This is a genomic window from Pirellulales bacterium (assembly GCA_035499655.1).
In the GTDB taxonomy this organism is placed as follows: Bacteria; Planctomycetota; Planctomycetia; order Pirellulales; family JADZDJ01; genus DATJYL01.
In genome coordinates, this window is record DATJYL010000244.1 from 1 (window position 1) to 13376 (window position 13376).

Below are 13376 nucleotides of genomic sequence, written 5' to 3' on the forward strand. Positions count from 1 at the left end.
GCGTCGGGTCTTGCTCGGCAGTGATGTCGGCCAGCGCGGATTTAATTTTGCTCGCGTCCATTTTCTATTCGGTTTTACAGCAAACCCGGAACAAATTTCATCTCCGCAACATGCCCGGCAAACCGCCGCCCATCTTGGCCATCATCTTCTGGAGCTTGCCCATCTTCTTCATCATCTGCTGCATCTGGCCGAACTTGTTCAGCATTGTGTTCAGTTCCGTCACGCTGACACCGCTGCCGGCGGCGATGCGGCGGCGGCGGTTGGCATTCAGAATTTGCGGGCTTTTGCGCTCCTTCAATGTCATCGAGCAAATCATGCCCTCCATCCGCTTGAATTCCTTTTCCTGCTTCGACAAATCGCCCTGCTGCTTCAACATCTCCGCGCCGCCCGGCAGCATCCCGACGACGCTTTCCAACGAGCCAAGTTTTTTCATCGCGCGCAGCTGGTCCAGAAAATCCTCCAGCGTAAATTCACCCTTGCGCATCTTTTCTTCCAGCCGCTTGGCGTCCTCCAAATCCACCGCTTCGGCGGCCTTTTCGACGAGGCTGACGACGTCGCCCATGCCCAGAATGCGCGAGGTCATCCGTTCCGGATGAAACGGCTCGAATTCCTCGAGCTTTTCGCCCGTGCCGGCGAACTTGATGGCCTTGCCGGTGACGGCCTTCAAGCTCAACGCCGCGCCGCCGCGTGCATCGCCGTCCAGCCTGGTCAGGATGGAGCCGGTGATTTGCAATGCTTGATCGAAATGCGTGGCGACGTTCACGGCTTCCTGGCCAGTGGCCGCGTCGAGCACCAGCAGGATTTCCTGCGGCTTCACCAGGTCACGCAGGCGGACGAGTTCCTGCACCAGCGCTTCGTCAATCTGCAACCGGCCGGCGGTATCGAAGATCAGAATATTGCGGTTGTTGGTTTTCGCGAAATCGAGCGCTTCGCGGGCGATTCTCAAAACGTCCGTTTCGCCGCGTTTCACGAAAACCGGCACTTCAAGCTGCTTGCCGAGTGTTTCCAACTGGTCCATGGCCGCCGGGCGATAAACGTCCGCGGCGACGAGCAACGGTTGGCGGCCCTGTTTCTGGAGCAGCCGCGCGAGCTTGCCGCTGGAGGTGGTCTTGCCCGAACCATGCAGACCGACCATCAGCAGGCAACTCGGACTGGCGCTTAAATTCAGTCCGGCGTTTTGAGAGCCGAGCAGGTCCACCAGTTCGTCGTGGATGATTTTGATGATTTGCTGGCCGGGCTGGATGCTTTGGACGACTTCGGCGCCGACGGCCTTGGTCTTGACGCGCTCGATGAAATCGCGGGCGACCTTGAAATTCACGTCCGCCTCCAGCAACGCCATGCGGACTTCGCGCAGGGAATCGGCGACATTGGCCTCGGTAATTTTCCCGAGCCCGCGCAGGTTGCGGAAGGCGTTCTGGAGTTTGCTGCTTAACGAGTCGAACATCCTCCTACATTAACGCAGAGACGCAAAGACGCGGAGAAAAATTTTCCGGAAAACCATTTCGCGCGAACAACGCGACGGGTGCAAAAGAAGCGAGGGTTTTACTTTATTTTTGCTACGCGCCCTTCGCGCGCCGTGTTTTTGATGCCGAACTTTGAACTTGAGACAGGCGCAAGGCTTTGGCTTAATCTGCACTCCCCACGTTCCGGGACGGTCGGTAGGTTACCCAAGTGGCCAACGGGGGCAGACTGTAAATCTGCTGGCTTACGCCTTCGATGGTTCGAATCCATCACCTACCACCACCCTGAAAACACGGGGAGAAATTCACTTTCATTCAATCTTTTCAATGTGTTTGCGATTTTCTCCTTTTTGGATTCGTGCGTTTTTTTGCTTGTGCCGTCTTTTGCCTTCTTGTCCAGAACGGTGTGGACAAGTATAGCAAACGGCGGAGCCTGGTTTCCGTCCGGCACCACTAATCCACTACCAACGGGCAGTCAAAAGCGCGTCTTGCGTGAGCCAGCGAAGCAAGGCGGGCATTGTGGCGCGAGTTTGGACTGTTGCGGTCGAGCCAGGCAGCTGACAGATTGAACCTCCAATCGCATTCGTTCTTGGCACGGGTCACACAGGAAGCAGTTGCTTGCGATTCCAATTATAAATAAATAATGCCGCGAGATTTATTGCATCTTTGCCCGATAATATCGGAAAGGGAGATTTATCGCTGCGGTATCCGTATAAGAGACACTTCCTGTCGGGGCGGCGTTGGTGGAAATAGAAGTCCAATTTTTCAAATCGGTCGAAGCTTGGATTATGTAATTTGAACCGGGTGGCCCAGATAATAGCAGTTTGAATCCGCTGGCCGTCATTTGTGTCGAGGTAGAGACAATATTCACTACATTCGAAACTGCGCTGGTTAGGACAATCAGCATTGCGTTACTGCTGGTTACTGGCCCAACACCATTTACGATCCGCACTGAGTAGTTTCCCGCATTGCTGGGAGAAACACCTTTTACCGTCAAAGTGCTAACAGTGCCAACCAATGGAACATTAACGTTAACAACGGTGGTGTTATTCGTTAGGATCGGTTGATCGTTGAAAAGCCAATAAAATTTCATTGACGTGAGGCTCACAGCAGTAGTCGCTAAAATGGCTGTGCCTCCATTTTGGACAGCTAACCCTAAAGGTTGGACAGCAATCACCGGCGGTGTGCCGATCTGTGCGTGGCATTTTGCCGCGAAAAGGGCAAAAATAACCACATACATCGACATCCCGTACAGTCGATACTGACTCAGCTTGCGCATCCTTCCCATAATTTGAGACACTAAAAGCTATTTTTGTGCCTAAAATTTAGAAACGATAAGTCAATTTGACACGAAAAGTACGCCCGTCCTGCTGGATGGCATTTTGAAAATGAAAGTTGGAGGCTGGCTGGTAATAGGTCTTGTTCAACAAGTTATAAATGCTGGCCGAGATATCCAGATTTTTAATGAGGTTTCGGCCAAAAAGTGTGAAATTCACAACGGTATAACCAGGTGAGTCCGGTCCGAGAAAAGTGTCGCCAGTCGTCGGGTCAGTAAAGATCGTGTGGCTTTCGCTGGTATATTGGATTTCAAGCCCGGCGAAAACCTTGTCTCTGAACAGCGGGGCATTGGCGTTCAGTTTGATTAGATGCACTGGCGAATCTGGCAGACCGGTACTGGTATTGCGGTATTCCGTGCTCTGAAGTGTGTAGCTCAACCGCGTGCTAATCCCATTGCCCCACTTCCCTTCGAGTGCCAGTTCCGTGCCCAATGTGTCGGCATTAAAATTGGTGAAACTTCCATTTTCAAAATCAATAAGGTCATTCATGCGGTTGTAATAACCGGAAACAGAAGAGCGCAGATTTCGGCCGATCCCTTGTTCATAAACCAATTCGTAAGAAGTGATGTCTTCGGGCTGGGGCTTAACGTCCAAGGAAGCTGCTTCACTCAGTTCATAAAAGCTCGGGTCACGAAATGCGGTACTGTAAATAAATTTAAAAGTGGACTGCCTGTATGGATCGTAAATGATTGCTGCGCGCGGACTCCACGATGGGTTGAACTGATCCAGGCGATCGTAAGATTGATCGTAGCGTATACCGGCGTTGAGATGGAGATTGGTTAGCACTTCAAAATCGTCCTGGGCGAAGATGCCATAATTTTGGCGTTGATCATATACGCTAGTGCTAAATCCGGTCACGGGTTCAAGTTGAAACACGTGGTTATTCTGGCTGAAATCATCACGAAACTCCCCACCGATGGTAAACAAATGACGGTCCCAGATTTTTTTGTTGACCTGTACCTCGCCGCCGGCCCATTCGCCGGTCTCTTGTTGTTGAAAAAAGATGGTGCCTGGTGCCGAGGCGCCATATGGTTGCGGGTAGCCGATCTCAAAAGCACTGCGATCATAGTAAACATTGGCGGAAACATCCAACGTATCCGAGAATTTGTGTTCGTATTTGAGCGTGACGTAACTGCGGTCGTCTATCGTGCGCAATCGCGAGTCGTTGAATGTGCTGCCATATTGTGCAGTTGGATTTCCCTTCTCACGGTTGATATACCCACCTTCCAGACCGAAATCCCTGTAACTGATCGAGCCAAAAAAACTGCCAAAGCCGTCGTCGTCCAGATTGTGTGCGATGCCATTGTTCTGTGCCGGCGTATCGTATTGCGGATAAAACAGATTTTCCTGCCCGTCACTTCTGTAGACCGTGCCGGACAGCAAAAATTGTAAGCTATTGGTGAATTGGCCGCCGATGGTCGCACGCCCCGAGTAGGCATTGTAGCTTCCGTACATGCCGGAGGTTTCCACACCGTCGATCTGTTTCCCCTGACGAGTAATGACATTGACAACACCCAAAAAGGCGTTGTTTCCGTAGAGCACGGATCCCGGACCGTGGATGACCTCGACGCGGTCAATCAAATCGACATCCAGAAGGAACGATGTATCGACGGCCGCACTATCGTTGAGGTCGTTGTTGATGCGGTGCCCATTGACGAGCAGCAAGACATGGTTGTTGGCCTCGCCAAGGTTGACGCCGCGCGTGCCCAGGTAATCGTAGTCGCGGTCGTAGGAAACATAAAAGCCCGGCACACTTGCCAGAATGTCCCCCAACGTCCGGTAGCCATAACGCTTGATCTCATCCGATGTAATGACGGTGGTGGAAGCCGGAGCCTCGGTGGCTTTTTGTTCAAATTTTGAGGCGCTGTAGACTTCCGGTACTTTGATTTGCATCAACGTCTCCAACGGTAGCTCAGTCAAATCCCGCGTCTGGTTCGTGCCATTATCTGCGCTCGCATTGGCAACCAGAGGAGGGTTGGTTAAATCCAACGCTTGATTTGTGCCATTGTCCGCGCTGGCCTTGATAGCCAGGAGGAGCAGCACGCTCAAAAAATACTGGCACCATGGCATGCACACCGACCGGATAGACAAAAGGAGGTTTCTTTTGTTCATATCTCTGATCAAGCGCTTTTCAGGATTGCCAGTAAATTCATTGGGTTCAGTGCCAGTAATGCTGGCAACCTAAATCCAGCACGATTGTTGCCATCTTGTTCGGAAAAATTGTGGTCGGCCTTTCGCAGGCTGCAAGCAGTAAATGCGAAAGCGACCGGAGAACTTGACAACGCCAGGCAAATACGCCGTCATAAAAGGCAACCTTGTGTGACCGGCAAACAAAAAGAAATCGGCCCCCCAACTTCATCGTGCCGCAGATTGGGTTTCGGCCCCGCCGCGGGGGAAAATGGCATCTACTGTCTATCGGAAAAAGCGGTTGTCGAAAACGGTGCGTGGCCAAAGATAATTGCCCTGTTTTTGGGTTTGATTTTTATCCTCGAATTCAGGGCTTCTGCACAGAATTCGTCCCCGACCGAATATCAGATTAAGGCGGCGTTTTTGTACAACTTCGCAAAATTTGTTGAATGGCCCCCTCGGGTTTTTGCAAGCCCAACTTCGCCGATTATCATCGACGTGTTGGGAGAGAACGTCTTTGGTGACAATTTGGAGCGGACCATCCATAACAAAACCGTCAACCATCACCCATTTCGATGTGAAGAAATCCGTTCGGTCAACGAGGCGACCAATTGCCAGATTTTGTTCATCAGCGCATCAGAAATACACCGTCTACCCAAGATTCTAAAAAGCCTGCGCGGTACGAATATCCTCACGGTGAGTGAGACAGACCACTTCATCGAAGCTGGCGGCATGATCAATTTCGTCATCGAAGACGACGAGATTCATTTTCAGATTAATGACGACGCAGCTAAAAGAGCTGGGTTGAAAATAAGCTCCAAATTATTGAGTCTAGCCGTGCATAATCATTGAGTCTTTAGCGGAACAGAAATCGCTTCAATTTGGGCCAGAGCGTCGAAGCCGGACAGGTCCGACGCTTCGTATTAAAAGACGACAATTGTGCCCAAATTTCAGGACATTTCCATCAAGCGGAAGTTAACGGTGATCATTATGATTGCCAGCACGGTCGCCTTGTTGCTGGTGTCCGTGGGCTTTGCAACTTATGAACTCATCACGTTCCGTCAAACCATGTCCCGCGATCTTTCAACGCTGGCTGAGATCGTCGGTAACCAGAGTACTGCAGCGCTGACCTATGGTGACAAGGACGCGGCGAAGGAAATTCTGACCGCATTGAGTGCCAAAAAGCACATTGTCGCCGCGGCACTTTACGACAAGGATAGAAAGCTAATGGCATCTTATTCTGGTGTCGAGAAATCGAATGTCGTCTTGCCCAGTCACCCGGAACCGGAAGCACTACGCTTTGAGCACAACGCCCTGGTCTTATTCCATCCAATTCGATTGGATGGCGATTTCGTTGGCACGGTGTATTTAAGGTCCGATTTGCAGGAAATCAACGAGCGATTTGAACGTTATGCGTTAATGATTCTGATTCTTATGCTCGCCTCGTGGGCTGTGACCCTATTTCTTTCTGCACTACTCCAGCGTGTCATTTCCCGCCCCATCTTTCATCTTGCCGAAACGGCCAAGGCGGTATCTGACAAAAAAAACTATTCTCTACGGGCAAACAAGCATGGCCGCGACGAACTGGGACAACTCATTGACGGTTTCAACGAGATGCTTGATCAGATTCAGCAGCGCGATTCGGAATTGCAACAAGCACACGACAAGCTTGAGCTCCGTGTCACGGAACGGACGCGGGATTTGCTTGCAGAAATTGCCGAGCGCCAACGTGCTGAGTCGTCATTGAAACAACAGTTTATTCGCATCAGTCTACTTAACCAAATCACGCAAGCCATTTCCGATCGGCAGGACACCGACAGCATCCTGAATGTAATCTTGAATCAGCTTGAAAATCATATGGGATTCGATTTTGGTGTGGTCGTCGTCTTCGACCCCAAATCTCATACCCTGAACGTGGCAGCTTTACGGATAAAAGACACCGGACTAGCCACGCAGTTCGATTTGCACGAAGGCGGAGCGCTTTCCCTAGCGGAAACCGGTTTCCAATTGTGTGAACAAGGGCAGACAGTTTATTTAGCCGATACAGCCAAAGTGGCGGTGCCATTTGCGGACAAGCTGGCCACCATGGGATGGCGTTCAGTCGTAGCCGTACCCCTAATGGTGGAGGAAGAACTCTTCGGCATACTGATTTCAGCGCGATCGAATGTGGACAACTTCAAAAGCGGCGACTGCGAATTCCTCCGCATGTTAAGCGAGCACGTCGCACTGGCCGCACATCAGGAACGCTTGCACAAAGACCTTGAAAAGGCCTACAACGAATTGCGCCAGACACAGGCGACGGTACTGCGGCAGGAACGCCTCAAGGCCTTGGGCGAGATGGCGAGCGGAATCGCGCATGATGTTAACAATGCCCTTTCACCCATCGTTGGGTTTTCCGACATAATCCTAAAAACAGGGTATGGTTTGAACTTGGAGGGCAAAAAATATTTGAAATATATTCGCACAGCCGGCGATGACATCGCTCATATCGTTGCGCGGTTGCGGGAATTTTACCGTGCGCGTGAAGAAAACGAACCGTTGCAACAAGTGAATCTGAACACACTCGTCGAACAGGTCGTGGACATGACCCGTCCGCGTTGGCGCGACATCCCGCAATTGAATGCGGTGACAATCGAAATAGGGACTGATCTTGTACCAGACATATCGAGATTCGCCGGTATCGAAAGTGAAATTCGCGAGGCGCTCACCAATCTGATTTTGAATGCCGTGGACGCTATGCCAAATGGAGGTAAAATCATCGTCCGGACCCGAGTTCTCCAGTATAAAAAAAGCGGCACACATCCAAAACAAGTTGTGGTGGAAATCAACGACACCGGTATAGGCATGAATGAAGAAACACGCAAACGCTGCCTCGAGCCATTTTTCTCTACCAAGGGCAAGCGCGGTACGGGTCTTGGTTTAGCAATGGTTTATGGTGTTCTAGAACGCCACGGGGGCAACATTGAAATCCAAAGTGAACTCGGCAAAGGCTCGACTTTCCGTTTGGTTTTTCCAGTTCGCACCAAATTCTGTGGGAATAACAAAGAGAAAGAAAGCAGCGCGCCCGTCGAATCACTACAAATACTTTGCATTGATGACGAACCGATGTTGCGTGAGCTTATAAAGCAAATTCTCGAAGATGACGGTCACGAAGTCGAGGTTAGCGACGGCGGACAATCTGGTTTGGACGAATTTCGTCTAGCCCGCGATCGCGGACGCCCTTTCGATGTGGTCATCACCGATCTCGGCATGCCTTACATTGATGGACGGCAAGTCGCTAAAACAGTCAAACAAGAGTCCCCGGCAACGCCCGTCGTGATGCTCACTGGCTGGGGTGCGATCATGAAAGAGGATGGCAATGTCCCGTTGCAAGTGGATGGCATCCTTAGCAAACCGCCGCGATCACACGAATTGCGCGAGATATTAAGCCGGTTTCATTCTACCCAAAATGATGTAAAGAGACATCGTAGGTAAATCTCGTTTGCCGGCAGATAACAACAAATGCAAGGACACTTTGGTCTAGTCAAAAAAGCAAGCATCGCACTAATCCCACTATCGTGGTGAGCAATAGCATCGATTCGTTTTCCGCCTTCTGTCGTCGGCTGTCATGGAGAATCAAACACTTTTTCCCACGCTGAGAATTATTACTTTACTGTGCCTGGCTGTCTTCTCGGAGTTCCCAGGCTTGACGCCCACTACCCGCTGCATGGCCTCACCTGCTCATGCATGCCGGACGAGTGGTAAACCTTTGGTCGCCCTATGTTGGTTTATCAGGAGCAATATTTGATTGACAGCATTAGCACCGTGTGAGGTAGTAGGGATGCTGTGAGGTCCGTTAAGTTCTCCGCTTTTCAGAACATTTGGAATGGTTAAAGCCTTGCTTTAAACCGATGAGAAAGAAGATTTTGCGGCGAATGTGCACCGAGCTGTGGTCAGCATCGTGGCGAATCTGTGCGAGTCCATTTCCTGGGTTTTTCACATCCCTTGGCCAGGAGGACTGCCAGTGAAAGCCTCTCTAGCGGCCATAGCGATTTGTGTTTTCAGCTTCCGTTTGGATGCTCAACCTTCCTTCAACCTTTCTTCCTCGACGGCGGTGGACGCAGGACCGGAAACAGTTACGTCAGCGGATGTCAACGGCGATGGCCAGGTGGATTTAATTAGCGCGAATATCAATGCCGACACGCTCTCGGTGTTGACCAATAACGGGAGCGGCGGTTTTTTGACTTCCGGCAGCTATCCGGTCGGTTCGTTCGCGCGCTACGTTGTAGCAACGGATGTCAACGGCGATGGCCAGGTGGATTTGATCGCCGCAAACCCTGGTGACAACACGGTCTCGGTACTGACAAACAACGGGAGCGGTGGTTTCGCGACCTCCGGTACCTATCCTGTAGGTGCAGGATCGCAGACGGTGACGGCGGCGGATGTCAACGGGGATGGCAAGCCAGATTTGATCACCGCGAACCAGGCTGCCAACACCTTATCAGTGCTCACGAACGATGGGACGGGTGGTTTTGTGGGCTCTGGCACTTATATCGTAGGTTCCGCGCCGATTGGGCTTACTGCAGGAGATGTGAACGGGGATGGCCGATTAGACCTCATCTGCGCGAACTACTATGACAATTCGCTTTCAGTACTGACCAACGATGGCAGAGGGGGCTTGGTGACTTCCGGAACCTATAGCGTAGGTGCTAATCCACTCGCTGTGGTCCCTGCAGATGTTAACGGTGATGGCAAGATTGACTTGGTTAGCGCGAATTCTGGTGCCAACACGCTTTCGGTTCTCACCAATGACGGCAGCGGTCATTTTGTACTGGCTTCGTCGCCTGGTGTAGGCTCCGTTCCAGTGGGGGTCGTCGCGGCCGATGTCAACGGAGACGGCGAGGTGGATTTGATCAGCGCGAATTACCAGAGCAGCACCCTTTCAGTGCTGACCAACAATGGCGCGGTTAGCTTTACAGTCGGCACGACGCTCAGTGTCGGCAACGGACCTTATTTTGTTACGGCGGCGGATGTCAACGGCGATGGCAAGTTGGATCTTATCAGCGCGAACGTGAATGACAGCACGCTTTCGGTTCTCACAAATGCCACTCCCTATCTTGTAATGATTACCAGCCAACCTCAAAGCCAGAGCATTGAAGAGGGTGTCTCAGCCAGCTTCGTCGTGAAGGCAACAGATTCTGCACCGCTAAGTTTCCAATGGCAGTTTTACGGCACGAATCTTCCGGGTGCCACCAACTCGTCTTTGCTTTTCACCAACTCACAATTAACCAATGCCGGCATTTATGCCGTGGTCGTGAGCAATCGTTTTGGCATGGCCACCAGTAGCAACGCCGTCCTGCAAGTGCTCCCGTATGGTGCTCCGAGCATCCAGGTCAATGGCCAGCCTGCCGTCGGGACCATCACGGCTTTCAGCTCTGCAGTGGTGACCCTCTCCGGCGGATATCCAGGCGGATTCATATACTATACGCTGGATGGCAGCACTCCGACGACCAACTCAACGCCCTATGCCGGACCATTCACGTTGACCAATTCAGCGGTGGTGAACGTTTTGGGAGTGAACGACGATTTCTCCCAGTCGTCTCAAGCCCCTTCCGTGGTCGTGCAGGTAGTTCCCCTATACATTCTGCAAACTTCAGTCATTGGCGGCGGCGTCCTCAGAGCCGCTCCGGCCAGTGCGCTTTACCCGAGCAACAGCATCGTGGTGCTGACGGCGTACGCAACACAGTATTCGATCTTTGATCACTGGACAGGGGATGCCAGCGGGAATCAAAATCCATTGAGCTTGTCCATGAATGGGCCGCGCAGTGTACAGGCGGTATTCGTGCAGACGGCATATCCACTCACCATGGGCACGCCGATCGGCGGCAGCGTGACGGCGAATGGACAGACCATTTCTGGCCCCACCTTTTATCCGGTTGGCAGCATGGTGACGCTGTCTGTCACAGCCAGCAACGGGTGGGTCTTCGCTGGCTGGCAAGGAGACGCCAGTGGCACGAACAATCCTTTAACGGTAACCATGAGCCAGACGAACAACATCCAGGCGATCTTCGCGCCGTCTGCTCAGGCAGCAGATTGGCCTTCCCTGCGATTTACCCAAATTGTCGCAAACACCTTCAATCATCCTGATGTAATCGCGCATGGGGGGGACAATAGTGGGCGATTGTTTGTTGTTGAACAAAGCGGTCGCATTTGGATTGTCAAGAGCAGCAACGTTCTGACACAGCCGTTCCTGGATATCTCTGCCCGTATTTTAAGTAGCGGGGCTGAACAAGGTTTGTTGGGGTTGGCCTTTCCACCCGGATACTCGACGAATGGTCATTTTTATGTCGATTATACTCGCAAACCTGATGGTGCGCTGGTCATTTCACGGTTCTTCGTGACTTCGACCAACTCAAATATTGCCGATCCCAACAGCGAGCAAATCATAAAAGTAATTTCGAAGCCGGTCCCATCCACGACCTTTAACAATCATAACGCCGGACAATTAGCATTTGGGCTTGATGGCTATCTTTACATTGGTGTCGGCGACGGTGGGTCCGAGGGCGACCCACGGAATAATGGACAGAACACGTCCACGCTGCTGGGCAAATTATTGCGGATCGATGTTGAAAGTGGCGCGTCCCCTTATGCCGTGCCCCCGAATAATCCCTTTGTTGGCAATACGAATTATGTGCCGGAAATTTGGGCGTTAGGGTTGCGTAATCCGTGGCGATTCTCTTTCGACCGCCTGACGGGTGATCTTTACATAGGTGATGTGGGCCAGAATCTCTACGAAGAGATTGACTTTCAGCCGGCAGGTTCTCCGGGCGCTCAGAATTACGGCTGGCGGATCATGGAGGGATACTCCAACTACATCGTGCCGGCCGGATTCACAAACTTTGTCGCCCTGACGTTGCCGGTGAGCGCTTACAGTCATATATCTAGTCCTTACGATCCTTACGGCAGTGGTGCCGTAATTGGCGGGTATGTTTATCGCGGGCCAACCCAGCCACGCATGAATGGAATATATTTTTACGGCGACTTTTCGTTTGGCTGGATCTGGGGGCTGAAACAAGTTGAGACCAATTGGCAAAGTTTCCCGTTACTGAATCCGCCGTATTCATCTTCGAGTTTTCAAATCAGCACCTTTGGCGAGGACGACCCGGGTAATCTTTACTTTGCGGATTATTACCGGGGCATAATCTATCAGATCCAGGATTCGCTTCAAGTCTGGGCTCCAAGCTTTTCTCCGCCAAATGGAATCGTAAACGCCGATCATGTAACGGCCACATGCCCGACGCCCGGTGCGATAATTCATTATACCAGCAATGGCTTGGACCCGACAGAATCTGATCCGATTGTAGTTTCGGGTGGTGCTATACAGGTCAGCAGCGGCACGACCAACAAACTCCGTGCTTTCCGATCGGATCTGAGTCCAAGTGCAGTGGCCAGCGCCATTTTTACATTTCAGGTGGGCACCCCCATTTTTAATCCCCCGCAAGGTCCAATCACCAACAACACCCCGGTCCAGATCAGCACGATTACACCAGGAGCGGTGATCTATTTTACTACGGATGGCACGGTACCGACGACACATTCGTCGATTTACTCGGGACCGATAACTTTGAGTGGGGGATTGACATTGAAGGCTGTGGGCATCGACGTTGGTTATAGCAATAGCGCGGTTGCCAGCGCTACTTATTCGTTTGCACAAGCAGCAACTCCAACCTTCAGTCCATCATCGGGACCAATCACCAACAGAACCAGCATTTCCATTACCTGTTCCACGACAGGTGCCGTCATTTATTACACTTTGGACGGCAGTACGCCAAACACCAACTCCGCGATTTACACCAGCCCAATCACACTCAATGGTGGGACCACTTTGAATGCTATGGCTGCCGCTGGAGGTTACTTGAATAGCGCGGTCCAAAGTACTTTTTATCAATTAGTCCAAACCGCGACTCCTGTTTTCAGCCCACCTTCAGGGGTGGTTGCATATGGCAGTGCCATTTCGATTTCCTGTGCGACTCCAGGTGCAACCATTTACTTTACAATCGACGGCTCGACGCCGACCTCTAACTCAGCGGTTTATTCTGTACCGCCCATAATTTATCAAGATTTTACCTTGTCAGCTTTTGCTGTGGCTCCTGATCACCTCAGCAGCGCCATCCAAAGCGCCTCCTTTACTCTGCAACAGGCGAAGGCTCCGATATTCAGTCCAGCCACGGGACCCCTCACGAACGGCACACTTATCACCATTAGCTCCGACACCAGCAATGCCGTCATACGCTATACATTGGATGGATCAGACCCGAATACCAACATCAACACGCTCATCTATTCGGATCCAATTCTCTTCACTAATACTGAAACACTCACCGCGCGTGCTTACCGATACGATATGGATCCGAGTACCGCAACGTCCACATTTTACGGACTTGTGGATTTTGAAGATAACGTCGTTGTCAGC

At 51.6% G+C, this 13376-nt stretch carries 6 protein-coding genes and 1 tRNA gene; 4 read left to right on the forward strand and 3 right to left on the reverse strand.

Annotated elements, in window-relative coordinates; all coding sequences use genetic code 11:
- Positions 1–97: 97 nt before the first annotated feature.
- On the reverse strand, positions 98–1444 hold the full coding sequence (gene ffh, locus VMJ32_19085) for a signal recognition particle protein (GenBank protein ID HTQ41097.1): 1347 nt from the start codon (positions 1442–1444) through the stop codon (positions 98–100).
- A 213-nt stretch (positions 1445–1657) separates the two neighbouring features.
- Here ffh and VMJ32_19090 point away from each other — a divergent pair.
- Positions 1658–1743: transfer RNA gene (locus VMJ32_19090), tRNA-Tyr, on the forward strand.
- Between the two features lie 372 nt (positions 1744–2115).
- Here VMJ32_19090 and VMJ32_19095 read toward each other — a convergent pair.
- Together VMJ32_19095 and VMJ32_19100 are read right to left on the reverse strand one after the other, a co-directional pair.
- Positions 2116–2700 carry an immunoglobulin domain-containing protein gene (locus VMJ32_19095; protein HTQ41098.1) on the reverse strand — a complete coding sequence of 195 codons (585 nt, stop codon included), beginning with the start codon at positions 2698–2700 and terminating at the stop codon, positions 2116–2118.
- 85 nt (positions 2701–2785) lie between these two features.
- On the reverse strand, positions 2786–4840 hold the full coding sequence (locus VMJ32_19100; protein ID HTQ41099.1) for a TonB-dependent receptor: 2055 nt from the start codon (positions 4838–4840) through the stop codon (positions 2786–2788).
- Here VMJ32_19100 and VMJ32_19105 point away from each other — a divergent pair.
- The 3 genes from VMJ32_19105 to VMJ32_19115 all read left to right on the forward strand — a co-directional run.
- Positions 4790–5776 carry a YfiR family protein gene (locus VMJ32_19105; protein HTQ41100.1) on the forward strand — a complete coding sequence of 329 codons (987 nt, stop codon included), beginning with the start codon at positions 4790–4792 and terminating at the stop codon, positions 5774–5776. The genes VMJ32_19100 and VMJ32_19105 overlap by 51 nt on opposite strands.
- An 87-nt stretch (positions 5777–5863) precedes the next feature.
- Entirely contained in the window at positions 5864–8398 is a 2535-nt protein-coding gene (locus VMJ32_19110) for an ATP-binding protein (protein ID HTQ41101.1), read from the forward strand.
- Positions 8399–8927: 529 nt separating this feature from the next.
- Positions 8928–13376 (forward strand): chitobiase/beta-hexosaminidase C-terminal domain-containing protein (locus VMJ32_19115; protein HTQ41102.1); only part of this gene is annotated, 4449 nt, incomplete at its 3' end.

Bases quoted from the DNA above. Each gene is read 5' to 3' on its own strand.
- ffh (HTQ41097.1), bottom strand. From the start codon at position 1,444: ATGTTCGACTCGTTAAGCAGCAAACTCCAGAACGCCTTCCGCAACCTG.
- VMJ32_19095 (HTQ41098.1), bottom strand. From the start codon at position 2,700: ATGTATGTGGTTATTTTTGCCCTTTTCGCGGCAAAATGCCACGCACAG.